The organism is Streptomyces corchorusii (assembly GCF_001514055.1).
GTDB lineage: Bacteria > Actinomycetota > Actinomycetes > Streptomycetales > Streptomycetaceae > Streptomyces > Streptomyces olivaceoviridis.
In genome coordinates this window covers 316,871-339,997 of the sequence record NZ_KQ948361.1, presented here as the reverse complement: position 1 = coordinate 339,997, position 23,127 = coordinate 316,871, and the positions used below count along the sequence as shown (strand labels likewise).

20 protein-coding genes and 1 pseudogene are annotated in these 23,127 nt (G+C 74.0%); 11 read left to right on the top strand and 10 right to left on the bottom strand.

What is annotated here, in order from left to right; all coding sequences use genetic code 11:
- Positions 1–92 precede the first annotated feature (92 nt).
- From AQJ11_RS28675 to AQJ11_RS28665, 3 genes are all read left to right on the top strand, one after another.
- Positions 93–467, top strand: a complete 375-nt coding sequence (locus tag AQJ11_RS28675) for a helix-turn-helix domain-containing protein (RefSeq protein WP_014675397.1) — start codon at positions 93–95, stop codon at positions 465–467.
- Positions 468–677: 210 nt separating this feature from the next.
- Entirely contained in the window at positions 678–1,148 is a 471-nt protein-coding gene (locus AQJ11_RS28670) for a Dps family protein (protein ID WP_014675398.1), read from the top strand.
- A gap of 152 nt (positions 1,149–1,300) precedes the next feature.
- Positions 1,301–1,579: a hypothetical protein gene (locus tag AQJ11_RS28665; protein WP_059265098.1), complete on the top strand. Its 279-nt coding sequence runs from the start codon at positions 1,301–1,303 to the stop codon at positions 1,577–1,579.
- On the opposite strand, the pseudogene AQJ11_RS28660 reads toward AQJ11_RS28665, so the two are convergent.
- From AQJ11_RS28660 to AQJ11_RS28650, 3 genes and pseudogenes are all read right to left on the bottom strand, one after another.
- Positions 1,527–2,289, bottom strand: a pseudogene (locus AQJ11_RS28660) (SDR family NAD(P)-dependent oxidoreductase). The gene AQJ11_RS28665 and the pseudogene AQJ11_RS28660 sit on opposite strands and share 53 nt — an antisense overlap.
- 175 nt (positions 2,290–2,464) lie before the next feature.
- Positions 2,465–3,310 (bottom strand): Fpg/Nei family DNA glycosylase, encoded by an 846-nt coding sequence (locus tag AQJ11_RS28655; RefSeq protein WP_058082135.1) that lies wholly within the window; start codon positions 3,308–3,310, stop codon positions 2,465–2,467.
- A gap of 114 nt (positions 3,311–3,424) precedes the next feature.
- Complete coding sequence (locus AQJ11_RS28650) at positions 3,425–8,482, bottom strand: ATP-dependent helicase (RefSeq protein ID WP_059265077.1); 5,058 nt, start codon at positions 8,480–8,482, stop codon at positions 3,425–3,427.
- A gap of 239 nt (positions 8,483–8,721) precedes the next feature.
- On the opposite strand from AQJ11_RS28650, the gene AQJ11_RS28645 reads away from it, so the two are divergent.
- The 3 genes from AQJ11_RS28645 to AQJ11_RS28635 are packed head-to-tail and all read left to right on the top strand — an operon-like array spanning position 8,722 to position 10,699.
- Complete coding sequence (locus AQJ11_RS28645) at positions 8,722–9,615, top strand: AraC family transcriptional regulator (protein WP_059265076.1); 894 nt, start codon at positions 8,722–8,724, stop codon at positions 9,613–9,615.
- Positions 9,616–9,638: 23 nt separating this feature from the next.
- Positions 9,639–10,394, top strand: coding sequence for an AzlC family ABC transporter permease (locus tag AQJ11_RS28640; RefSeq protein WP_059265075.1), 756 nt, complete (start codon positions 9,639–9,641; stop codon positions 10,392–10,394).
- Positions 10,391–10,699, top strand: coding sequence for an AzlD domain-containing protein (locus tag AQJ11_RS28635; RefSeq protein ID WP_059265074.1), 309 nt, complete (start codon positions 10,391–10,393; stop codon positions 10,697–10,699). The genes AQJ11_RS28640 and AQJ11_RS28635 overlap by 4 nt, the downstream gene beginning before the upstream one ends.
- Positions 10,700–10,816: 117 nt before the next feature.
- Here AQJ11_RS28635 and AQJ11_RS28630 read toward each other — a convergent pair whose 3' ends face one another.
- Positions 10,817–11,761: a hypothetical protein gene (locus tag AQJ11_RS28630; RefSeq protein WP_203349032.1), complete on the bottom strand. Its 945-nt coding sequence runs from the start codon at positions 11,759–11,761 to the stop codon at positions 10,817–10,819.
- 80 nt (positions 11,762–11,841) lie between these two features.
- On the opposite strand from AQJ11_RS28630, the gene AQJ11_RS28625 reads away from it, so the two are divergent.
- On the top strand, positions 11,842–12,036 hold the full coding sequence (locus AQJ11_RS28625; protein ID WP_014675407.1) for a DUF3046 domain-containing protein: 195 nt from the start codon (positions 11,842–11,844) through the stop codon (positions 12,034–12,036).
- A 246-nt stretch (positions 12,037–12,282) separates the two neighbouring features.
- Positions 12,283–13,422, top strand: coding sequence for an AI-2E family transporter (locus AQJ11_RS28620; RefSeq protein WP_244218374.1), 1,140 nt, complete (start codon positions 12,283–12,285; stop codon positions 13,420–13,422).
- 24 nt (positions 13,423–13,446) lie between these two features.
- Here the strand turns inward: AQJ11_RS28620 and AQJ11_RS28615 are convergent, their stop codons facing one another.
- Together AQJ11_RS28615 and AQJ11_RS28610 are read right to left on the bottom strand one after the other, a co-directional pair.
- Positions 13,447–14,193, bottom strand: a complete 747-nt coding sequence (locus tag AQJ11_RS28615; RefSeq protein WP_059265072.1) for a hypothetical protein — start codon at positions 14,191–14,193, stop codon at positions 13,447–13,449.
- Between the two features lie 86 nt (positions 14,194–14,279).
- Complete coding sequence (locus tag AQJ11_RS28610) at positions 14,280–14,777, bottom strand: hypothetical protein (RefSeq protein ID WP_059265071.1); 498 nt, start codon at positions 14,775–14,777, stop codon at positions 14,280–14,282.
- A gap of 236 nt (positions 14,778–15,013) precedes the next feature.
- Here AQJ11_RS28610 and recA point away from each other — a divergent pair, with 236 nt between their 5' ends.
- The 3 genes from recA to AQJ11_RS28595 all read left to right on the top strand — a co-directional run bounded on the left by recA (position 15,014) and on the right by AQJ11_RS28595 (position 19,954).
- Positions 15,014–16,141 carry a recombinase RecA gene (gene recA, locus AQJ11_RS28605; RefSeq protein ID WP_041665525.1) on the top strand — a complete coding sequence of 376 codons (1,128 nt, stop codon included), beginning with the start codon at positions 15,014–15,016 and terminating at the stop codon, positions 16,139–16,141.
- A 3-nt stretch (positions 16,142–16,144) separates the two neighbouring features.
- Positions 16,145–17,038 carry a recombination regulator RecX gene (recX, locus tag AQJ11_RS28600; RefSeq protein WP_059265069.1) on the top strand — a complete coding sequence of 298 codons (894 nt, stop codon included), beginning with the start codon at positions 16,145–16,147 and terminating at the stop codon, positions 17,036–17,038.
- Between the two features lie 387 nt (positions 17,039–17,425).
- Positions 17,426–19,954, top strand: coding sequence for an FtsX-like permease family protein (locus AQJ11_RS28595; protein ID WP_059265067.1), 2,529 nt, complete (start codon positions 17,426–17,428; stop codon positions 19,952–19,954).
- Positions 19,955–20,051: 97 nt separating this feature from the next.
- Here the strand turns inward: AQJ11_RS28595 and AQJ11_RS28590 are convergent, their stop codons facing one another.
- From AQJ11_RS28590 to AQJ11_RS28580, 4 genes are all read right to left on the bottom strand, one after another.
- Positions 20,052–20,492, bottom strand: coding sequence for a rhodanese-like domain-containing protein (locus AQJ11_RS28590; protein ID WP_059265066.1), 441 nt, complete (start codon positions 20,490–20,492; stop codon positions 20,052–20,054).
- Positions 20,489–21,046 (bottom strand): cupin domain-containing protein, encoded by a 558-nt coding sequence (locus AQJ11_RS28585; RefSeq protein ID WP_059265064.1) that lies wholly within the window; start codon positions 21,044–21,046, stop codon positions 20,489–20,491. Before AQJ11_RS28585 ends, AQJ11_RS28590 begins: the two co-directional genes overlap by 4 nt.
- 72 nt (positions 21,047–21,118) lie before the next feature.
- Positions 21,119–21,166 (bottom strand): hypothetical protein, encoded by a 48-nt coding sequence (locus AQJ11_RS52460; protein ID WP_309506048.1) that lies wholly within the window; start codon positions 21,164–21,166, stop codon positions 21,119–21,121.
- 303 nt (positions 21,167–21,469) lie between these two features.
- On the bottom strand, positions 21,470–23,125 hold the full coding sequence (locus AQJ11_RS28580) for an FAD-dependent monooxygenase (protein ID WP_059265062.1): 1,656 nt from the start codon (positions 23,123–23,125) through the stop codon (positions 21,470–21,472).
- Positions 23,126–23,127: the final 2 nt, after the last annotated feature.

Genomic DNA, 23,127 nt, shown 5'->3' with positions numbered 1-23,127 from the left:
GAACACGACATCGCTCCCCGCACGGCCGCGGCGCAAGGCGGTACGGTGGGGCGAGAAGGATGCGGCTACGCGGTCCGAGGAGGGAGCCACCGATGATTCTGCTCCGTCGCCTGCTGGGTGACGTGCTGCGTCGGCAGCGCCAACGCCAGGGCCGTACTCTGCGCGAAGTCTCCTCGTCCGCCCGAGTCTCACTCGGCTATCTCTCCGAGGTGGAGCGGGGGCAGAAGGAGGCTTCCTCCGAGCTGCTCGCCGCCATCTGCGACGCGCTGGACGTACGGATGTCGGAACTCATGCGAGAGGTGAGCGACGAACTGGCGCTCGCCGAACTGGCCCAGTCCGCCCGGGCCACCGAGCCCGTGCCCACACCGGTCCGGCCGATGCTGGGTTCCGTGTCGGTGACCGGCGTGCCACCGGAACGGGTGACCATCAAGGCGCCCGCGGAAGCGGTGGACGTCGTCGCCGCGTGAGGTGCGCGTGCGCGGTCTGACGATCCGGGACGAGTGACGATCCGCCACCGTCCGCTACGGCTTGAGCCCCGGCCGGCTTCTCCAGGGAGACCTGAGGAGCCGGCCGGGGCTTCTTCGCGCTCAGCGCCCGGTGTGCGCCCGTTTGCCGGTGGTGTGGGGTGCGGTCATGGTGGGAGGGACGTGACGGCGCCTGAACACCGGAGGAAGCGGATGTACGTCGTGAAGAGCCCGTTGGCCGACGAGGACCTGAAGACCGTGTCCGAGGCGCTCCAGGGCGCCCTCGTCGATCTGGTGGACCTCTCCCTGGTCGCCAAGCAGATCCACTGGAACATCGTGGGTCCGCGCTTCCGCTCCGTCCACCTCCAGCTGGACGAGGTCGTCGACTCCGCCCGCACCCATATGGACACGGTGGCCGAGCGGGCCTCGGCGCTGGGCGTACCGCCCGACGGACGCGCCGGCACGGTGGCCTCCGGCAGCGGCATCAAGACGTCCCCCGCCGGGTGGATCAAGGACGCGGACGCGGTCGGGACGATGGTGGACGCGCTGGGCTCGGTGATCACCCGGATGCGGGAGCGGGTGAAGGCGACGGGGGAGCCCGACCCGGTGTCCCAGGACATCTTCATCGGGATCACCGCGGACCTGGAGAAGCATCACTGGATGTTCCAGGCGGAGAACGCGTAAGCGGTGCGGCCGGGGCCGGTGCCCTGCGCGGGAAGTCCGCCGTGAACGCCGGGCGGGCTGCTTGCCTCCCGGTGCTGCATCAGTGAGCCCTCGGTGCGCCTCCCGCGCGGTCGGGGCGGCGGTCTAGCGTCCGGCTGGAGGTGATGGCGGGCATGGCGGGACGGACAGTGCGCTGGGGACTGGCGCTCGGCCTGGGAGCGGTGTGGTGGTGGGCCGTGCTGCGGCTCGCCGCGGGAGAGGGCTCGGGCGTGCTGGAAGGGGCCGTCGCCGCCGGCGGCTGGGGGCTGAGCCTGCTGCCCGTGCACTGTGTGCCCAAGGGGCGCGCGACCGGCGCCGTGCACCCGGGGCGCTGGGTGGCCGCCTGGCGGGCGGGGGACGTCACCAAGGCATCGCCCCGCCCCCGTTCGGGCGAAGTATCTGGCCCGTCATGAACGCCGACGCGTCCGACGCCAGATACAGCACCGCGTGCGCGACGTCGTCGGTGCGCCGACCCGGCCCAGCGGGGTCATCCGGGTCATCGCGGCCTCCGTGTGCGCCTGCGCCTCGCGGTCGTGCCGGTCGGTCATGGGAGTGCGGATCCAGCCCGGCGCGACCGCGTTGACCCGGATGCCGTGCGGGCCGGCCTCGGTGGCCAGCGTCTTGGCCAACTGCACCACGGCCGCCTTCGCCGCGCCGTAGCAGAGCAGCCCGGCGCCACCGGTGTCCGCCGCGCCGGAGGCCATGGTGACGATGCTGCCGCGGGTCCGGTGGGCGAGCATCAGCCGCGCCGCCTCCTGGCAGGCGTGGAGCACACCCTTGAAGTTGACGTCCAGCACCCGGTCGAGATCCTCCTCACGGGTCTCAGCACCGGACTGCTGTGCATGATCCCGGCGATCGCCGCCAGCACGTCCAGCCGGCCGCAGGACCGGACCGCCTCGCCCAGCCGGACCCAGGCGGCGACGTCGAGGACGTGGATACGGGGCTTGCCGCCGCCCTCCTCGATCAGCGCGGCCGTGCCGTCCAGGCCGTCGGCGTCCCGGTCGGCACAGTGCACCGTGGCACCCGCCTCGGCCAGCAGTACGGCGGAGGCCCGCCCGATGCCGCTCGCGGCTCCGGTGACGAAGGCGGTGCGTCCGCTGAGGTCGTACGCGGTGAGGGCCATGAGGGGACGGTACGAGCATTTCTGACGGACCGTCAATTGGCGGGTCCGCTCGGGGTGCGGGGTGTGGGGTGCGGAAAGTGAGGTGCAGGGTGCGCGGTGCGGGGCCGGTACGGCGGCCTGGGCGAGGGGGTTTCGGCCTGGGGGCTGGGGCCGGTCGGACGGTCAGGCCGGACGGTCAGCGGGTGCGGCGCGGGTACTTGTCGCGCCAGCGTTGGGGTGTGCCGGGTGCGGGGGCGGGGCCCGTCTGGCAGGTGGGGCACCAGTAGGTGGGGCGTTCCTCGGAGCCGTCGCCCTGGTCGGCCACCCGCACGGGCGTGTGGCAGCGCAGGCACGGGCGGGGCGCGCGGCCGTAGACGAACAGGTCGTACCGGTGCAGGCCGGTGGTCTGCCGGACCGGGCGGTCGCGGTTGGTCTCCAGCAGTCGCTTGGCCAGCGCGGGTAGTTGCCGGGCGCGGTCCGCGGGGAGCGCCCCGGCCGGCAGCCAGGGGGTGACGCCGAGGAGGAAGCACAGCTCGCTCTTGTAGACGTTGCCGATGCCGGCCAGGTTGCGCTGGTCCAGCAGGGCCTCGCCGAGCTCGCGGGCCGGGTCCGACAGGACGTTGGCCAAGGCCCGCTCGGGGTCCCAGTCCGGGCCGAGCAGGTCGGGGCCGAGGTGGCCGACGACCCGCTCCTCCTCGGTCGTGCGCAGCAGCTCCAGGACCTGTAGCCGATAGCCGACGGCCGTACGGTCGGCGGTGCCGAGAACCGCCCGGATCTGGTACGCCGGTCCGCCCCGCCAGCGCTCGCCCGTGCCGTACACCTTCCACGCGCCCTCCATGCGCAGGTGGGTGTGCAGGGTGAGGCCGCCCTCGAACCGGGTGAGGATGTGCTTTCCGCGCGGGATCGTGTTCAGCACCCCGCGGCCGGTCAGGTCGACCGTGGCGTACTTCGGCACGCGGAAGTCGCTGCGGGTCAGCGCCTTGCCCGCGAGAGCCTCATGCAGCCGCCGCGCGGCCTGCCAGACCGTGTCACCTTCGGGCATGGGTCAAGGGTGCCATGGTGGGGCGAGAGGGGGCGGGGGCGGCGGGACGCGGGTTGATGGGACCAGGATCGGCCCCCGTGCCGGCGTCGGCCCCGCCGCCGGGCCGACCGGGCCTCACGCTCTCAGGCGCAGGCCGCGCGGTGTTGCCACGAACCCGGCTGCCTCCAGGAGGGTGCCTATGGGGGAGGTCAGGGCCTGGGTGCCGTTGATCCGCTCGACCGTGACCGTGCCGAGCGAGCCCGCGCGGGCTGCCGCGGCCAGCGCCTCGGCGGCCGTGCGCAGACGGGGGTCGTCCGTCGCGGCCGTGTCCGGGGCGGTCGGCCAGGCCAGCAGCGTCTTGCCGCCGCGCTCCATGTACAGCGTGAGCTCGCCCTCCACCAGGACGACCAGCGAGCCCGCCTTACGGCCCGGCTTGTGCCCGGCTCCGGTCGGCGGTTCCGGCCAGGGCAGCGCGGAGCCGTAGGCGTTCGCGGGGTCGGCCGCGGCGAGGACCACGGCGCGGGGGTCGGGCGTGGCGGTGCCCGGGCGACCGCTGCCGTAGCCGCGGTACGGGGCCGCGCCGTAGGAGGCCGGGCCGGAGTGGGCGGGGCCGCCGCCGCGGGGACCGCCATAGCCGGGGGAGGCGAACGGGTCGGCGAGGTCGCGGCCTGCCGTGGGGGTGCCGTCGCCGCCGGAGGGATCCTCCGGGGGCCAGGTGAAGTCGCCGTCCAGGCCGGGATGGCCGAAGCCGCCGTCGGCTCCGTCGAAGGCGCCGGGGGGTGTGTGGCCGTGCGGGGTGCCGGTGGCGCCGCCAGGACCGTCCGGCTCGTCGAACGGGTTCGCGAGGTCCGGCCCTGCGAAGCCGTTCATGGCAGCCGGGGCGCCGAAGCCGTTCGCACCGCCAGGGATGCCGAAGCCCTGGGGGCGGGCCGGGGCCGGCAGGCCCTCCGCCCGCTCGCGGGCGTTCGCCACCGCGCGGAGGCGGTCCACCGCGCCGTCCATGGCGAACTGGGCCGCGCCCAGCCCCTCGACCACGTAACCGCGCCGGGCCTGACCGCTCTCCTCGAACGCCGACAGCACCCGGTACACCGCTGAGAAGCCGCCCTCGACTCCCTCCGCGGCGACCGCGCCCCGGGTGACCACACCGTGCCGGTCCAGGAGTGTGCGGGCCAGCGCGTGGGCGCGCACGGTGGCGTCCGGCTCGGCGGCGGGCAGCAGTGACCAGCGGCCGGCGACGGTCGGCGGGCCGGTGCGGGAGGCGGTGCGCGCGGCGGCCGTCAGGGAGCCGTAGCGCCCGCGCGGGACGGCACGCTTGGCACGATGGGCGGTCGAGCCGGCCGTACGACCCGAGCCCAGCAGGGAGCGCATCGGCGCCAGGGTGTCGTTGGTGAGCCGGCCCGACCAGGCCAGGTCCCACAGCGCGTCGGCCAGCTGGGGGTCGGTGACGTCGGGGTGCGTGGTGGCCCGGACCTGGTCGGCGATCTGCCGGAAGAACAGGCCGTAGCCACCGGAGAGGGCGTCGAGGACCGACTGGTGCAGCGCGGTCAGCTCCAGCGGGTGCGGTGCCGGGAGCAGCAGCGGCGCCGCGTCCGCCAGGTAGAGGGAGACCCAGCCGTCCTTGCCGGGTAGGGCGCCCGCCCCGGCCCACACCACCTCGCCCGCGGCGGTCAGCTCGTCCAGCATCGAGGGCGTGTAGTTCGCCACGCGGGAGGGCAGCACCAGCTTCTCCAGCGCGGAGGCCGGCACGGAGGCACCCTGCAACTGCTCGACGGCCCGCACCAGTCCGTCGATGCCCCGCAGACCATGGCCCTTGCCGATGTGCTGCCACTGCGGCAGGAACTGCGCGAGCGCGGCGGGCGGCACGGGCTCCAGCTCGTGCCGCAGGGCCGCGAGGGAACGGCGGCGCAGCCGGCGCAGCACGGCCGCGTCGCACCACTCCTGGCCGATGCCCGCCGGGTGGAACTCGCCCTGCACGATCCGGCCGGCCGCGGCCAGCCGCTGTAGCGCGCCCTCGGTGACCGCCACGCCCAGGCCGAACCGGGCCGCGGCGGTGGCCGAGGTGAACGGGCCGTGGGTACGGGCGTAGCGCGCGAGGAGGTCGCCCAGCGGGTCCTTGACCGGCTCGGTGAACGCCTCGGGGACACCGACCGGCAGCGCCGTGCCGAGCGCGTCGCGCAGCCGGCCCGCGTCCTCGACGGCCGCCCAGTGCTCGGTGCCCGCGATCCGCACCTTGATCGCCCGGCGGGCCCCGGCCAGCTCACGCGCCCACTGCGCGTCCGCACCGCGCGCGACCAGTTCCGCGTCGGTGAGCGGGCCGAGCAGCCGGAGCACGTCGGCGACGCCCTCGACGTCCTTGACCCGGCGGTCCTCGGTGAGCCACTGGAGCTCGCGCTCCAGCTCGGTCAGCACCTCGGCGTCGAGCAGTTCGCGCAGCTCCGCCTGGCCCAGCAGCTCGGCCAGCAGCCGCGAGTCCAGCGACAGCGCGGCGGCGCGCCGCTCGGCCAGCGGGGAGTCGCCCTCGTACAGGAACTGGGCGACGTACCCGAAGAGCAGGGAGCGGGCGAACGGGGACGGCTCCGGGGTGGTGACCTCGACCAGGCGCACCTTGCGGGACTCGATGTCGCCCATCAGCTCGACCAGCCCGGGGACGTCGAAGACGTCCTGGAGGCACTCGCGGACCGCCTCCAGGACGATCGGGAACGAGCCGAACTCGCTCGCCACCTGGAGGAGCTGCGCCGCCCGCTGGCGCTGCTGCCACAGCGGGGTGCGCTTGCCGGGATTGCGGCGCGGCAGCAGCAGGGCACGGGCGGCGCATTCGCGGAACCTGGAGGCGAACAGCGCCGAGCCGCCGACCTGGTCGGTGACGATCTGGTCGACCTCGCCCTTGTCGAAGGCGACGTCGGCCGCGCCGACCGGGGCCTGGTCGCTGTCGTACTCGGTGCCGGCCTTCACGGGCTCCTGGTCGAGCAGGTCCAGGCCCATCAGGTCGGCGTCGGGCAGCCGCAGCACGATGCCGTCGTCGGCGTGCATGACCTGCGCGTCCATGCCGTACCGCTCGGACAGGCGGGCGCCGAGGGCGAGCGCCCAGGGGGCGTGGACCTGGGCGCCGAACGGCGAGTGCACGACGACCCGCCAGTCGCCCAGCTCGTCACGGAACCGCTCCACGACGATCGTGCGGTCGTCCGGGACGTGACCGCAGGCCTCGCGCTGCTCGCCCAGGTACGACAGCACGTTGTCCGCCGCCCACGCGTCCAGGCCCGCCGCCAGCAGCCGCAGCCGGGCGTCGTCCTTGGGCAGCGAGCCGACCTCGCGCAGGAACGCGCCCACCGCGCGGCCCAGCTCCAGCGGCCGGCCCAGCTGGTCGCCCTTCCAGAAGGGCAGCCGGCCCGGCACGCCCGGCGCGGGCGAGACGAGGACGCGGTCGCGCGTGATGTCCTCGATCCGCCAGGAACTCGTGCCCAGCGTGAAGACGTCCCCCACCCGCGACTCGTAGACCATCTCCTCGTCCAGCTCGCCGACCCGGCCGCCGCCCTTCTTGGGGTCGGAACCGGCGAGGAAGACGCCGAACAAGCCGCGGTCCGGGATCGTGCCACCAGAGGTGACGGCGAGGCGCTGGGCGCCCGGGCGGCCGGTGATGTCGCCGGTCACGCGGTCCCACACCACGCGCGGGCGCAGCTCCGCGAACGCGTCCGACGGATAGCGGCCCGCCAGCATGTCCAGCGTCGCCGTGAACGCCGACTCGGGCAGCGAGGCGAACGGGGCCGCCCGGCGGACCACGGCGAGCAGGTCGTCGAACTGCCAGGTGTCCAGCGCCGTCATGGCGACCAGCTGCTGCGCGAGCACGTCCAGCGGGTTCGCGGGCACCTTCAGCGACTCGATCGCACCCGTGCGCATCCGCTCGGTGACCACGGCGGCCTGGACCAGGTCGCCCCGGTACTTCGGGAAGACGACACCGGTGGAGACGGCGCCGACCTGGTGTCCCGCGCGGCCCACCCGCTGGAGACCGGAGGCGACCGACGGCGGGGACTCGACCTGCACCACCAGGTCCACGGCGCCCATGTCGATGCCGAGTTCGAGGCTGGAGGTGGCCACCACCGCGGGCAGCCGCCCGGCCTTGAGGTCCTCCTCGACGAGGGCACGCTGCTCCTTGGAGACCGAACCGTGGTGCGCGCGGGCGATCACCGGTGGCGCGCCCTGGGCCGCGCCGGAGCCGCCCATCAGCTGGGCGGGGGAGTGGTGCTCCTCCAGGGTCTCGCCGGTGGCGCGCTCGTACGCGATCTCGTTGAGCCGGTTGCACAACCGCTCCGCCAGACGGCGGGAGTTGGCGAAGACGATCGTGGACCGGTGGGCCTGCACCAGGTCGGCGATCCGCTCCTCCACGTGCGGCCAGATCGACGGCCGCTCCCCGCCCTCGGAGGCGTCGGCGGCCGGGGCGCCCGCCAGCTCGCCCATGTCCTCGACCGGGACGACCACGGAGAGGTCGAACTCCTTGCCGGACTCGGGCTGGACGATCTCCACCTTGCGGCGGGGGGACAGATACCGGGCCACCTCGTCCACCGGGCGCACGGTCGCCGACAGGCCGATCCGGCGGGCGGGCTTGGGCAGCAGCTCGTCCAGCCGCTCCAGGGAGAGCGCGAGGTGCGCGCCGCGCTTGGTGCCCGCGACCGCGTGCACCTCGTCCAGGATCACCGTCTCCACGCCCGTGAGCGCGTCGCGCGTGGCCGACGTCAGCATGAGGAACAGGGACTCGGGGGTGGTGATCAGGATGTCCGGCGGGCGCGTGGACAGGGCGCGGCGCTCGGCGGCCGGGGTGTCGCCGGAGCGGATGCCGACCCTGACCTCGGGCTCGGGCAGGCCCAGCCGCACGGACTCCTGGCGGATACCGGTCAGCGGGCTGCGCAGATTGCGCTCGACGTCGACCGCCAGGGCCTTCAGCGGGGACACGTACAGCACCCGGCAGCGCTTCTTCGGATCGGCCGGGGGCGGGGTCGAGGCCAGCTGGTCGAGGGCGGCGAGGAACGCGGCCAGCGTCTTGCCGGAACCGGTCGGGGCGACCACCAGCACGTCCGAGCCCTCCCCGATGGCCTGCCACGCGCCCGCCTGGGCCGCGGTGGGCGCGGAGAAGGCCCCCGTGAACCAGCCGCGGGTCGCGGGGGAGAAGCCGTCGAGGGCTCGGTGTGCGGAGCTGACCATGCGTCCATCCTGCACCCACCCACTGACAATCGCCCTGACCTGGGCAAACGGGGCGAATGCGGGGCGTGTGACGTGGCGGGGCCCGTGGCCGGCCGGACCCGCGGAGTCGGGGAGAGCCGGGGCCGACCGAGCGAGCCGAGTCCGACCGTGCGGAGCCGGGCCGGGACGGCTGGAGTCGGCGAGGTGGCGGGCGGGACGGTGGAGTCGGCGGGGTGGCGGCCGGGGCGGACAATGGGCCCATGGCGGGTTCAGGGGAGCGGGCACGGCACTGGCGGTACGCGGAGCTGCCCGGGGTCGACCTGCTGCGGGCCCGGTACATCCGCAAGACCTTCATCCGGCACACCCACGAGAACTTCGTGATCGCGGCCATCGCCGACGGCGTCGAGGTCTTCCACCACCGGGGCTCCGACGTCTCCGCCGGTGCGGGAGCGCTCGCCCTCGTCAACCCGGACACGCCGCACACCGGCCGGGCCGGAGTGCCCGAGGGCTGGCGGTACGGCGCCCTGTACCCGTCGCCGGACACGGTCGCCGCGATCGCCGCCGAGACCACCACCCTCCGGGGCACGCCGGGCTTCGTCAGCCCCGTCCTCGACGACCCCTACACCGTCCGCCTGGTGCACCAGGTGCTGCGCGCCGCCGACGAGGGCAACGCGCTGGCCGCCGACACGCTCCTGCGGGTCGCCGTGACCAGGCTGCTGCGGCTGAACGGCGGCCCCCTGCCCCAGCGGCGGCCCCGGACGGCCGGCGCGCGGATCGCGGCACGCGCGCGTGCGGTGCTGGAGGAGCGGATGGCCGCACCGCCGACCCTGCAACAGTTGGCCGCCGACCTCGGGACCAGCCCGTTCGCCCTGCTGCGGGCGTTCCGCGACGCCTACGGCATGCCGCCGCACACCTGGCTGACCGACGCCCGCGTGCGTCACGCGCGGCTGCTGCTGGACGCGGGGACGTCCCCCGCCGAGGCGGCCGTCGCCGTCGGCTTCACCGACCAGCCCCACCTCAACCGGCACTTCGCCCGGATCGTCGGCGTGCCCCCGGGCGCGTACCAGCGCGAGCGCGCCGGCTTGGGTGAACGCGCGGAGCTGGGGGAGCGCACCGGGCCGGGAGAGCGCAAGAACGTACAAGACGCGGGCTGACGGCCGCCCGTACCGTCCCGGGCGTGGCACAGCACACAGCACTCACGAACCAGACCGCCGACGGCGCGGACAAGCCGGACGCGGCCGTCGTACGGGACGCCCTCGGGGTCGGCGTCGCCGTAGGCCTGTCCGGATTCGCCTTCGGAGTGACCTCGGCCGGCAGCGGACTCGGACTGCTCCAGACCTGCGCGCTCAGTCTCCTGGTGTTCACCGGCGCCTCCCAGTTCGCGCTGGTCGGGGCGCTCGCCGCCGGCGGCAACCCGTTCACGGCCGCCGCAGGCGCCTTCTTCCTGGGCGTGCGCAACGCCTTCTACGGACTGCGGCTCTCCCAGCTTCTCGCCCTCCCGCGCGCGGTACGGCCGTTCGCCGCGCAGTGGGTGATCGACGAGACCACCGCGGTGACCCTGGCCCAGCCGACCCGGCGGGCCGCGCGGCTCGGCTTCACCGTCACCGGGCTCAGCCTGTACGTGCTGTGGAACCTGACCACGCTGCTCGGCGCCCTGGGGGCGCGGGCGATCGGCGACACGCGCGCGTGGGGCCTGGACGCGGCGGGGCCGGCCGTGTTCCTGGCGCTGCTCGCCCCGATGCTGAAGACGGCCACCGAGCGTGCGGTCGCGGGCCTCGCCGTCCTGCTGGGCCTCGGTCTGCTGCCCGTCCTGCCGGCCGGCGTGCCGGTGCTGGTGGCGGCACTGGCGGCCCCGCTGGCCCTCTTCGCGGAGGGCCGGCGCGGAGACCGTACCCCGCAGGAGGACCTGGACGGCTCGGAGGAGAACCGGTGAACACCTGGATCGCGATCGGCGTGACCGCCCTCGGCTGCTACGCCGTCAAACTCGCCGGCCTGCTGGTCCCGGCACAGGCCGTCGAGCGGCCGTACGTGCGGCGGTTCGCCGCCCTGCTGCCGGTCGCCCTGCTCGCCGCGCTCACGGCCCAGCAGACGTTCGCCGACGGGCACGCGCTGGCGCTGGACGCCCGGGCCGCCGGGCTCGGTGCGGCGGCCGTGGCACTCGTGCTGCGCGCGCCGTTCCTGCTGGTCGTCGCGGCGGCCGTGGTGGTGACGGCGGGCGTACGGGCCGTCGGCGGGTGAGACGGACTGCCGGACCGGGTCAGCGGGGCGGGCGGCCGGGGCGTGAGGCGGCCGGCGGCGGCCGAGCGGGTCGCCCCCCGCGCGACGGGCGGGCCCCTGGGGCGTGGCCAGGACCGGTCAGCCCACGAAACGGCCGTAGGCGCGCAGGGTGCACAGGGCCTCGATCGTCACCAGGGAGCGCGCCTCCAGGGCGGGCGCGGGGGCCCATCGGCGCCATCGGACCGGCCAGCCGCCGTCCTCCTCCTGCCCGGCGGCCAGGTGGTCCAGCGAGCGCGTCATCTCGTCGTCCGTGAACCACGCGCGCGCGAGCGAGTCCGGGCTGCGGGCGAAGTCGTGCGGGAAGTGGTGCTCGCCCGGGGCATAGCCGGACGCGACCGGGAACGCGTCGAGCCGGTCCGGGTCCAGCGCCGCGAGCCGCTGCTCCCGCACCAGGCGGCCCAGCCGGTCGGCGGCGGCCTCCGCGCGCGGGCGGTCGGGAGCGGAGTCCAGGAAGGTCACGGCGGCCTGCACCTCGTAGGGGTGGGACTTCTCCAGGGACTCCACCGCCTGCCAGCAGAAGTCGGTGGCCCGGAACAGCCAGGCGTGCCACACCTCGTTGCGGTGCAGCAGCCCGACCACCGGCCCGGTGGCCAGCAGATCGCTGGGCGGATCGTCGACGACCGGGACGAACGGCGCCGTCGGATACCCGCGCTGACCGGGGAGGATCGCCGGCACGGCGCCGTCCGGGGTGGACACGGAGGTCAGATAGCGGCACACACGCTCCACCCGCTGGCCTCCGCAGCGCCCGATGGCGTCCAGCACGCGCAGGGCGTGCGCCGTGTGCAGGGGCTGGCTGACCGGTCCGCGCAGATCGGGCTCCAGCGCGTGCCCGTAGCCCCCGTCCTCGTTGCGGTAGGCGTCCAGTGCCGCTTCCACCGCCTCCGGGCTGCCGCGCAGGAAGTGGTACGCGAAGAGGTGCTGCTCCAGCACGCGCGCGGTGAGCCACACGAACTGTTCGGCGCGGAAGAGCGGGGAGCGCGCCGGGGGCGTGGAGGGGGGTGGGGAAGCTCCTGTTTCGGCCATGCGTCAGACCGTAGGACGGAAAGCGGTCTCGGCAGGTGCTCCCGGGCAGGGCCCACCCTCAGGGGCGGGATACTGGAGTCATGCGGTTGACGGTCTTCTGGCAGCGGATGGCGGAACACTTCGGTCCGGGGTACGCCGACACCTTCGCGCGCGATCACGTGATGGCGGAACTGGGCGGACGCACGGTGAACCAGGCGCTGGACGCGGGCTGGGAGGCCAAGGACGTGTGGCGCGTGGTCTGCGCGGTGATGGACGTGCCGGGCGAGAAGCGCTGACGCGTCGGCCGGAATGCCGGATTTGCCGGTGAAGAAGCCGACAGTACGGCACTGATCTGTCACGAAGATCGCCGCGGGGCGCCGGTTGTCGGTGGCGTGGGCGAGACTGGGCGCGTGGCACCCAACGAGGACCCCCTGGTATTCACTCCCGAGCACGGCGAGCCGTCCCCCGGGCAGGCAGCACCGGCCGCTGCGACCCCGCCCGGCCCGCCTCCAGCCCCCGGCGCAGTCGCTCCGGCCGCCCGGATGCCGCGCTGGCTGCCGCGTGCCATGGTGCTCGCGCTCGCGCTGATCGCCGCGTTCCAGCTCGGCAGCTGGGCCTTCCACCAGCTGACCGGACTCCTGATCAACATATTGATCGCGTTCTTCCTGGCCCTCGCGATCGAGCCCGCGGTGAGCCGGATGGCGACCCGTGGCATGCGCAGGGGGCTCGCCACCTTCCTGGTCTTCCTCGGGTTGACGGTCTTCGCCGCCGGGTTCGTCACCCTGCTCGGGTCCATGCTGGCCGGCCAGATCGTCAAGATGATCGAGGGCTTCCCGGGCTACCTCGACTCGCTCATCCACTGGATCAACCAGACCTTCCACACCGAGCTCAGACGGGTGGACGTCCAGGAGGGCCTGCTCCACTCCGACTGGCTGCGCAAGTACGTGCAGAACAGCGCGGCCGGAGTCCTCGACGTCTCCGCCCAGGTGCTCGGCGGGCTCTTCCAGCTGCTGACGGTCGCGCTGTTCTCCTTCTACTTCGCCGCCGACGGCCCCCGGCTGCGCCGCGCCCTGTGCTCCGTCCTGCCGCCCGCACGGCAGGCCGAGGTGCTGCGCGCCTGGGAGATCGCCGTCGACAAGACGGGCGGCTACCTGTACTCGCGCGGCCTCATGGCGCTCATCTCCGGCATCGCCCACTACATCCTGCTGGAGGCCCTCGGCGTACCGTACGCGCCCGTGCTCGGCGTCTGGGTGGGCCTGGTCTCGCAGTTCATCCCCACCATCGGCACGTACCTCGCGGGCGCGCTGCCGATGCTGATCGCGTTCACCGTCAACCCCTGGTACGCGCTCTGGGTGCTGGTCTTCGTCGTGATCTACCAGCAGTTCGAGAACTACATGCTCCAGCCCAAGCTGACCGCCAAGACGGTCGACATCCACCCGGCGGTCGCCTTCGGCTCGGTCGTCGCGGGCACCGCGCTGCTGGGCGCGGTCGGCGCGCTGATCGCCATTCCGGCGGTGGCTACGCTCCAGGCGTTCCTGGGGGCCTACGTGAAGCGGTACGCCGTCACGGACGACCCCCGGGTGCACGGGCGCGGCGGCAGCGGCCCGGGCGGCCCCGGGATGCTCACGCGCGTGCGCCGGCTCTGGGCCGGCCGCCGCTCCGGCGGGGTACGGCGGCCGTAGCCGCCCGCGCGCGACCGCGCCGCCTCAGTACGTCAGGAGCGCCCACCCGGCGGCCACGACGACGGCCGCCGTGTAGCAGCCCGCCGCCACGGCCACGATCCGCCCGCGTGTCCGCTCGTCCCACGGGGTGCGGGACAGCAGCCGGGCCAGCAAGGGCAGGACGAGGACCGCGTGCAGGCTCACGCCGTGCAGCGGCTTGAGCGGGGCCGTCGAGTGGTAGGCCGCCTCCTGGTGGCCGGTCCGCGTCAGGACGACCCCGCGCGCGATCATCGCCGCGCCGGAGGCCAGTGCGACCAGCAGGAGCGCGAAACCGGAACGCACGGCGAGCGGCATGCCGGCGGGGCCCGTCGGCCGGTGCCGGAAGGACGCGATGGCGAAGACGGTGAGCAGGACCACCAGGACACCGCCGCCCACCGCGAGCGTCATGGACACCACCGTGTCGAAGGGGGTCTCCCCGTTCAGGTGCGAGGGCACCCGGCGCCACGCCTGGAGGGTGATGCCGCCCACCTCGACCACGCAGTCCGCGGCGAAGACCGGCAGCAGGACCGAGCGCAGCCGGTCACCGGTCCGCAGGTACGACGTGACCCACGTGACCGCGATCAGGGTCACCCCGAACGAGAGCCCGAACGTGACGGGCTTGCGCCAGGAGACGGGACCGTCCCAGGGGCCGCCGTCGACCGCGAACACCACCAGGTGGACGAGGCCGGACAGGACGAGGAGCAGCCCCGTCGTGTGACAGAGGCGGTCGACGGCGGCACGCGGCATCTTCATGGGCCCAAGGCTCCCGGGCGCGGCCCGCGCGGTCGTCGTCCGGCCGGAGACAGCCGTGGTACGTCACCGGGAGCAGGCCGGCCCGTTCACAGGTGGTCGAAGAACCGGGTCCACCAGGTCGCGTGGCCCTCGTCGACGAGCCAGGTGACGCCGTCGTACGGCCGGTGGAGCAGCCGTGGCGCGACCAGCCGGTAGCCCAGGTCGGACAGGGCGGCCGTGATCCGGTCGCGGTCCGCTTCCGACAGCGCTCCCTCGCGCACGGCGTCGTCCAGGTCGTCATGGCTGCCGGGCTCCGGCGTGGTGACCACCGCCAGATCGCCGTAGTTGCTCAGCCGCACGGCGACGGGCACCCCGGCCCCGGTCGCCTCGGCCGGGATGTCCAGGGAGAAGGAGAAGCTCGCGTCCTGGATGCCCTCGTCGAGCCGGCAGGACCGGCCGAAGTCCTGGGTGAGCCGGTCCCGCAGCCTCGCCGCCCGGAGCCGGGCCCCGGCGCGGTCGAAGCCGTCGGGGTACTCCAGGTGGTGCGGTCCGGGCAGGCTGTCCAGGGCGTGGAACAGGGCCGGCGCCCGGTCGTCGTCGTTCATCTCCGCCCACCCTACGGAAGCCCCGTCCGGTGCCGGGTGGCGCGCTTGACACGAAAATCGAACATCCATTCTTATGGAGGCTCAGGCGAGGCTTTCGGTTGGGGATTTCGTCCCGGTTCGCGGGTAGATGTCCCTCGGTTATCCACAGGCTGGGCCTGCGTCGGGGCGCATTGTCAGTGGCAGGCGTTAGCGTCTTTGACGTGAAGCGATCGACTCAAGCAAACCGGGTGGAACCCATGGCAGGAACCGACCGCGAGAAGGCGCTCGACGCCGCGCTCGCGCAGATTGAACGGCAATTCGGCAAGGGCGCGGTCATGCGCATGGGCGAGCGGTCCAAGGAGCCCATCGAGGTCATCCCGACCGGGTCGACCGCCCTCGACGTCGCCCTCGGCGTCGGCGGCCTGCCGCGCGGCCGTGTCGTGGAGATCTACGGACCGGAGTCCTCCGGTAAGACGACCCTGACCCTGCACGCCGTGGCGAACGCACAGAAGGCCGGCGGCCAGGTCGCCTTCGTGGACGCCGAGCACGCCCTCGACCCCGAGTACGCGCGCAAGCTCGGCGTCGACATCGACAACCTCATCCTGTCCCAGCCGGACAACGGCGAGCAGGCCCTGGAGATCGTGGACATGCTGGTCCGCTCCGGTGCCCTGGACCTCATCGTCATCGACTCCGTCGCCGCGCTCGTCCCGCGCGCGGAGATCGAGGGCGAGATGGGCGACAGCCACGTGGGTCTTCAGGCCCGCCTGATGAGCCAGGCCCTGCGGAAGATCACCAGCGCGCTCAACCAGTCCAAGACCACCGCGATCTTCATCAACCAGCTCCGCGAGAAGATCGGCGTGATGTTCGGCTCCCCGGAGACCACGACCGGTGGCCGGGCGCTGAAGTTCTACGCGTCGGTGCGTATCGACATCCGCCGCATCGAGACCCTGAAGGACGGCACGGAGGCGGTCGGCAACCGCACGCGCTGCAAGGTCGTCAAGAACAAGGTCGCGCCGCCCTTCAAGCAGGCCGAGTTCGACATCCTCTACGGCCAGGGCATCAGCCGCGAGGGCGGTCTGATCGACATGGGCGTGGAGCACGGCTTCGTGCGCAAGGCCGGCGCCTGGTACACGTACGAGGGCGACCAGCTCGGCCAGGGCAAGGAGAACGCGCGCAACTTCCTCAAGGACAACCCCGACCTGGCCAACGAGATCGAGAAGAAGATCAAGGAGAAGCTGGGCGTGGGAGTCCGGCCGGAGGAGCCCGCCGCCGAGCCGGGCGCCGACGCGGCGGTCACCGCGGCGGCCGACGACCCCGCCAAGTCGGTTCCCGCCCCGGCAGCCGCCAAGGCCACCAAGCCCAAGGCCGCCGCAGCCAAGAGCTGACCCGTGACACGACGAACCGACTGGGCCGAGTACGAGTACGCCACCCCGGGTGTCCCGCGGGGGAGGGGCACCGGGGGCCACCCGGACTCCGCCCCGGACGGTGACGGCGGACACCGGGGAGGCGGACACGGGGACGACGGCTTCGGCGTGTACGACGGATACGACGCGTACCGCGGGACCGGCGGCCACGGCGGTGACGGCGGTGCGGACCTGGGAGACGAGGGCGGCGAGCCGTACGGGGGCGGTTCGCTCGGCGGTCGGGGGTCCGGGCGGTCCGGGGGAGCGCGCAGCGGTCGCCGGGGGCGTGGCCGGCGGCGCGGGTTCGGTGACGCGTCCGGACCCGGTGAGGACGAAGGCGGCCCTCCCTCGGCGAGGGACGAGCCGGGGGAGTCTTCAGGGGACCCGGTCGAGCGGGCCCGGGCGATCTGCCTGCGCCTGCTCACCGGGACCCCGCGCACCCGCAAGCAGCTCGCGGACGCCTTGCGCAAGCAGGAGATCCCCGAGGAGGCGGCCGAGGAGGTGCTGTCACGGTTCGAGGAGGTCGGGCTCATCGACGACAGTGCCTTCGCGGACGCCTGGGTGGAGTCCCGGCACCACGGCCGGGGGCTCGCCCGCCGCGCGCTCGCCCGGGAGCTGCGTACCAAGGGGGTCGACTCGGCATTGATCGAGGACGCGGTAGCCCGGCTCGACTCCGAGCAGGAGGAGGCGACCGCCCGCGAACTCGTCGCCCGCAAACTGCGGGCCACCCGTGGCCTCGACCGGGACAAGCGGCTGCGCCGGCTCGCGGGCATGCTCGCCCGCAAGGGCTACCCCGAGGGCATGGCCCTCAGGGTCGTCCGCCAGGCCCTGGAGGAAGAGGGCGAGGACACGGAGTTCCTCGGGGACGGCGACTTCTGACGGGTCCCCGGATGGCTTCTGACCGGTCCCGTGATGGAGGCTTCTGACTGCTCCCCGGGGTGAGGGTTTCTCACTGCTCTCCAGAGACGAAGGAGCGCGAGGGCTGCTCGGGACGAGGGGTTGGGCGGCTCTCGGTACGGAGGAGCGCGAGGGCTCCTCGGGACGGGGGCGCGGTGGCTGCTCAGGGTGAGGAGGCCTGACGGGCCAGCCGGGGGCTTGTGACGGGCGTCCCGGGGTGGGGCTAACCCCCGCTGTGGACGGTCGGGGTGGCCCCCGTCGCAAGACGCCGGGCCACCGCAGTGCTCTCCCACCCCCGCAGCGGCGAGTCTGTACGCGCGCTCAGCGCACAACACACCCGATGCGTACAACAGAAGAGAGCCCGCCCCCATGATGCTGCGTTACGCCCTGCAATCGGTCCGCGCCCGCAAGGCGGGGTTTCTCGGCGCCTTCCTCGCCCTGATGTGCGCGGCCGCTCTGATCACCGCTTGCGGCACCCTCCTGGATACCGGCCTGCGCGGCACCATCCGTACCGAGCGTTACGCCGCCGCTCCTGTCGTGGTCTCCGCCGACCAGTACGTGCATCGGACCACCGTCAAGCACAAGAAGGGCAAGACCAAGGTCAAGCACAAGGCGAAGCCCATCGCCGAGCGCGCCTGGCTGCCCGAGAACCTGCGCGGCACCCTCGCCCACACCCCAGGCGTGGCCCGGGTCGTCCCCGAACTCACCTTCTTCGCCGATCCGTTGACCCCGGCCGGCACCGGTGGCCGTACCGCCTACGGCCATGCCTGGGACTCCGCCGCGCTGACCCCGTACCGGCTGACAGCGGGCCGTGCCCCCCAGGCCGCCGGTGACGTCGTCATCGACGGCGACCTCGCCGCGCGGGCCCGGCTGCGGCCCGGCGACCGGCTCACCATGCAGTCCACCCAGGCCCCGCGCACCTACCGGATCACCGGTATCGCCACCCCGGCCACCGCCGTACGCCACCAGACGGCCCTCTTCTTCTCCGCCGGCGAGGCCCGCAGACTGGCCGCGCACCCCGGGCAGGTCACCGCGTTCGGTGTACTGCCGGCCAAGGGGGCGGACCCCGAGCGGGTGCGCCGGGCCGCGGCGAGGGCGCTGCACGGCACCACGGCCCAGGTCAGCACCGGGGACGCCCGCGGACCGGTGGAGTTCCTGGACGCGGCTGCGGCTCGTACCCGGCTGGTCAGCATGGGCGGGGCCATGGGTGGCACCTCGCTGCTGGTCGCGGTGCTCGTGGTCGTCGGCACCTTCGCGCTCACCGTGCAGCAGCGCCACCGTGAACTCGCCCTGCTGCGGGCCGTCGCCGCCACGTCCGGGCAGATCCGCAAGCTGCTCGGCCGGGAGGCGCTGATCGTCGGCGCGGCGGCGGGCACGGCCGGTGCCCTGCTCGGGCTGCCGCTCGGCGGCTGGTTGCACACCAGGTTCGTCGCCCTGGGCGCCGTACCCGACACGCTCGACCACACCGTCAGTGTCTTCCCGCCGCTCGCCGCACTCGCGGTCACCCTCCTCGGGGCCTGGGCGGCGGCCCGGATCGCCTCCCGCAGGATCGCCCGGATCCGCCCGGCCGAGGCCCTGGCCGAAGCCAGGACCGAGCGCACCCGGCCCGCCTGGGGCCGCATCGCCGCCGGGCTGCTGCTCCTCGCCGGCGGAGTCGTCCTCGTCGTCGTCCTCACCTCTCTGCGCACCGAGCCCGCCTCGACTCCCGTGACCTTCCTCGCCGTCGTCGTGCTGTCCGCTTCCGTCGCCCTGCTCGGTCCGCTCCTGGTCAAGGCCGCCGCGCTGCTGCTCGCCGGCCCGCTCCGGCTCACCGGTCACGGCGGCAGGCTCGCCACCGCCAACCTGCGCGGCAACGCCGCCCGCATGGCCTCCGTCGTCACCCCCCTCACCCTGCTCGTCGGCATGACCTGCACCGTCCTGTTCGTCCAGGACACCCTCGGTGACGCCGTCCGCGCCCAGGTCCGCGAGGGTGTCCGGGCCGACTGGGTCGTCACCGCCCAGGGGCCGGGTGTTCCCGGCGAGGCCGCCGAGCGACTGCGCGCACGGCACGACACCGTCACCGAGGTGGTCCGTACGACCGTCCGCGTCGGCCTCGACAAGTACCCCGCGCAGGGCGTCACCCCCGCGGGTCTGACCCGCACCTGGGACCCGAAGGTGACCGCCGGCTCCCTCGACCGGCTCGGCCCCGGCACCGTCGCCGTCAGCGAACTGGCCGCCGACCAGCAGCACCTGAAGCCGGGAAGCACCCTGAAACTCACGCTCGGCGACGGCACGCCCGCCACGCTGACCGTCGCCGCCGTCTACGCCCGGGGTCTCGGCTTCGGCGACCTCACCCTCGCCCACGACCTCGTGGCCCCCCACGTGGACAACCCGCTCGCCTCCTCCGTCCTCGTCCGTACGACCCGTACACAGACACAACTCGCGACTACTCTCCGTGAGTTCCCGGGACTGAGAATTCTTTCGCCGGCCGCCGCCGACGCCCTCCAGGCCGATCGGCAGCAGACGAACGCCGAGGTCAACTACCTGGCCATGGGGCTCGTCCTGGCCTTCACCGCCATCGCCGTCGTGAACACGCTCGCCATGTCGGTCGCCGAGCGTGTCCGGGAGTTCGCGCTGCTCCGCCTCGCCGGCGCGACCCGCCGTCAGGTGCTGCGGATGCTGCGTACCGAGGCGCTGTCCGTCCTGCTCCTCGCCACGTCGGTCGGCAGCGGTATCGCCCTCGCCGTGCTCACCGCGTTCAGCGTCGGCATGACGGGCCGGGCCGCCCCGACGGTCACCCCGCTGCTCTACGTCGGCGTCGTCGCGGTCGCCGGCCTCCTCGCGCTCGTCGCCACTGCCGTACCGGGGCGCGCGGCGCTCCGGGTGCGGGCGGTGACCGTGGCCACGGCGAAGGAGTAGGACCGGCCCCTCGTGCGTACGGGTTTCCGGCCGGCGCTGGACAGGGCGTGTCCAGCGCCGGTCAGGACGTCCGGTGCTGGTCGGGTTCAGGTGCCGGTCAGGGCGTCGCCGGGCTGACCGGCAGGCCCTCCGCGCGCCACGCCTGGAAGCCGCCCACCAGGTCCGTGGCCCGGTGCAGGCCCAGTTGGTGGAGGGAGGCGGCGGCGAGGCTGGAGGCGTAGCCCTCGTTGCAGATCACCACGATCCGCAGGTCGTGACCGGTGGCCTCGGGGAGGCGGTGGCTGCCCTGGGGGTCGAGTCGCCACTCCAGTTCGTTGCGCTCGACCACGACGGCGCCCGGGATGAGTCCGTCCCGGTCGCGCAGGGCGGCGTACCGGATGTCGACCAGGAGCGCGTCGCCGGACCGCGCCGCCTCGTACGCCTCCCGCGCCTCGACGCGCCGGTAGCCGGCTCGCAGGCGCTCCAGCAACTCGTCGATGCCCAGCGGCCGTTCCGCCGGCACACCCGTGGTTCCCGGCTGCTCGATCGTGCCGCTCACTGCCAGTCCTCCGGGCGTTCGACCTGCTCCAGGCGCAGCACCTGGTCCGTGCGACTGTAGCGGCGGATCCTGGGCAGCGGCGGGTAGTAGGCGTGGACGGAGATCGCGTGTCGATCGCGGGACTCGTTGAGCACCTCGTGCACATGGTGGCGGCCGAAGGCGCGGCCCTGTCCGGCGGGCAGCCGGCGTACGCGGTCCACCCCCTCGGTGAGCTCCAGGGTCTTCCAGCCGTCGGTGGGCAGCCGGGCGGCGAGGGAGTTCTCGGTGAGCTCGCCCGAAGCCGTGAGGAAGGCGCCGACCGAGTCGGCGTGGTCGTGCCAGCCGGTGCCGGTACCGGGCGGCCAGCCGATCAGCCAGGCCTCGCTGCCGCCGGGGCCCTCCAGCCGTACCCAGGTGCGGCCCTCCGGATCGAGCGGTAGGGAGGCGATCAGCTCGGCGTCGGCCGCCGTACGCCGGACGAAGTCCAGGAGGTCCGCCTGGGTGGGCGCCGGGCCGGAGGCGGGGGAGACGGGCGCGGGCAGGGAAGGGGAAGGGGAGGGGGAGGGGACAGACACGTACACCGTCCTGAGGAGCGTTCGCGGAACGGGCGCGCGACGGCGCCCGGAAAGGGGGGAGAGGGTGCGAATTCAGCAGGACGGGCGACACACGCAGCCCGCATAGCGGACGAGGTCCATATGGACCCTCCGCCACAGGCGCACACAGGTGTCGGTCACGATCCGGAGTACAGCATTGCCGCCGCGCCCCGGTCAACCGGGTGTCACCTTGTGGACGGGGGTGCGAGGGGGTGCGGCCGGCGCGTACGGGAGCCCCCCACGGAGCACGGTCGGGCGCGTACGGAAGCCCCCCGGAACACGGTCGGGCACGTACGGGCCCCGACGGAATACGGTAGGGCGCGTACAGGCCCCCCACGGAACACGGTCGGCCCGCGCTGGGAGCCGTCGCCGGAATCCGGCGTCGGTGCGCGAGCGGGTGTGCCGTCAGCGTGTGCCCGAGCCGGCCTCCGCCGCTGCCTTCTTCTCCTCCTGCCCGTCCCCCTCCCTCTCCTCCTGTTCCGCCTCCCCCGCCTGCGCCGCGCCCCCCACCGTGGCCTCGGCCGCCGCGTACAGGTCGGCCGGGCGGACCCCGCTGAGCGCGGTGACCAGGTGGCCGTCGGGGCGGACGAGCAGCACGCTGTGCGCCGGCGCTCCCGGGTAGCTCTCGGCCACCAGGAGCTCGGCGGGGTTCGGCAGCGCGGCCACGGCCGCCGCGAGCCGGGGCATCACCCCGGCGGACATCCAGTGCTTGCGGTCCCAGACACCCGTACCGGGCGCGATGAGCACGACGAGCAGCGCGCCACGGCCGAGCCGGTCGCGCAGCCGGACGAAGGACCCGTCCTCCGCCGTGACCCGGACGTCGGTGACCGGTGCGCCGGGCGGGGTGCCGACCGGGATCTCCCCTTCCAGCCGCGGGGGTGCGAGCGGCGAGTCGGCGTACGTGCCGGGCGCGCCCAGCGGACCGCGGCCGAGGTGGCCGTCGGTGAGCAGCGTGTCCTGGTTGCGGGCCGCGCCCGGGACGATGTGGCGCAGCCCACCCCCGCCGCGCAGCACCGGCAGGGCCTGGTCGGCGGCGCGCAGCCGGGCGGAGACCAGCGCGCGCCGCTCGGTCTGGTAGCTGTCCAGCAGGGCCTCGTGCGGACCGTGGTGCCAGGCCGTGGCCAGCTTCCAGGCGAGGTTGTCGGCGTCCCTGAGGCCCTCGTCGAGCCCCTGGGTGCCGAGCGCGCCGAGCAGGTGGGCCGCGTCCCCGGCGAGGAAGACCCGGCCCGCGCGCCACCGGCGGGCGAGGCGGTGGTGCACCGTGTGGACGCCGGTGTCGAGCAGCTCGTACACCGGTGTGGCGTTGTCCGTCCAGCCCGTGAGGGTCTCATGGATCCGGGCCAGCAGGATCTCGGGTGTGACCAGTTCCTTGCCCGGCGGCAGCAGCCAGTCCAGGCGCCACACGCCGTCCGGGAGGGGGCGGGCGGTCACCTCCCCGGCCGAGGGCCCGGACGACCGCCACGGCGGCGTCCGATGGAGCAACGCGTGACCCTCCCACGGAAGTTCCGTGCGCAGCGCGGCGACCGCGTACCGCTCCACCGCCGTACGGCCCGGGAAGCGGATGTCCTGGAGCTTGCGCACGGTCGAGCGGGCACCGTCGCAGCCGACCAGGTAACTGCCGCGCCACCAGGTTCCCTTGGGTCCACGGGTGCGCGCGGTGATGCCGGAACGCTCCTGCTCTATGGCGTCCAGACGGCTCTCCACCGCCGTCTCCACCAGGGGCTCCATGGCGATGGCCCCGCGCAGGAGGTCCGTGAGCACATGCTGGGCGATGTGCAGCGGCGCGGTTCCGGTCTCGGCGAAGGTGATCTCGCTCATCACCTGCTTGCGCCTGACGGACCGCCAGCCGGCCCAGCGCACACCCTGTTCCGCGAGCGCGACCCCGGTCAGCCGCTCCAGCAGGGCGGTCGTGTCCTCGCGCAGGACGACGGTGCGCGCCGGACGGGGCTCCTCCTTGCCGACGCCCTCGTCCAGCACGATGGACGGCACCTGCTGACGCGCCAGCGCCAGGGCGAGCGTGAGCCCGACGGGCCCCGCTCCGACGATGATCACCGGGTCCACGG

What these genes read in the sequence shown, in the direction of transcription:
- AQJ11_RS28620 (WP_244218374.1), top strand. Translation starts at nt 12,283, where the DNA reads ATGCCGCGCTGGCTGCCGCGTGCCATGGTGCTCGCGCTCGCGCTGATC.
- AQJ11_RS28645 (WP_059265076.1), top strand. Translation starts at nt 8,722, where the DNA reads ATGGCGGGTTCAGGGGAGCGGGCACGGCACTGGCGGTACGCGGAGCTG.
- AQJ11_RS28615 (WP_059265072.1), bottom strand. Translation starts at nt 14,193, where the DNA reads ATGAAGATGCCGCGTGCCGCCGTCGACCGCCTCTGTCACACGACGGGG.
- AQJ11_RS28675 (WP_014675397.1), top strand. Translation starts at nt 93, where the DNA reads ATGATTCTGCTCCGTCGCCTGCTGGGTGACGTGCTGCGTCGGCAGCGC.
- recA (WP_041665525.1), top strand. Translation starts at nt 15,014, where the DNA reads ATGGCAGGAACCGACCGCGAGAAGGCGCTCGACGCCGCGCTCGCGCAG.
- AQJ11_RS28630 (WP_203349032.1), bottom strand. Translation starts at nt 11,761, where the DNA reads ATGGCCGAAACAGGAGCTTCCCCACCCCCCTCCACGCCCCCGGCGCGC.
- AQJ11_RS28610 (WP_059265071.1), bottom strand. Translation starts at nt 14,777, where the DNA reads ATGAACGACGACGACCGGGCGCCGGCCCTGTTCCACGCCCTGGACAGC.
- AQJ11_RS28595 (WP_059265067.1), top strand. Translation starts at nt 17,426, where the DNA reads ATGATGCTGCGTTACGCCCTGCAATCGGTCCGCGCCCGCAAGGCGGGG.
- AQJ11_RS28670 (WP_014675398.1), top strand. Translation starts at nt 678, where the DNA reads ATGTACGTCGTGAAGAGCCCGTTGGCCGACGAGGACCTGAAGACCGTG.
- AQJ11_RS28655 (WP_058082135.1), bottom strand. Translation starts at nt 3,310, where the DNA reads ATGCCCGAAGGTGACACGGTCTGGCAGGCCGCGCGGCGGCTGCATGAG.
- AQJ11_RS28625 (WP_014675407.1), top strand. Translation starts at nt 11,842, where the DNA reads ATGCGGTTGACGGTCTTCTGGCAGCGGATGGCGGAACACTTCGGTCCG.
- AQJ11_RS28665 (WP_059265098.1), top strand. Translation starts at nt 1,301, where the DNA reads ATGGCGGGACGGACAGTGCGCTGGGGACTGGCGCTCGGCCTGGGAGCG.
- AQJ11_RS28650 (WP_059265077.1), bottom strand. Translation starts at nt 8,482, where the DNA reads ATGGTCAGCTCCGCACACCGAGCCCTCGACGGCTTCTCCCCCGCGACC.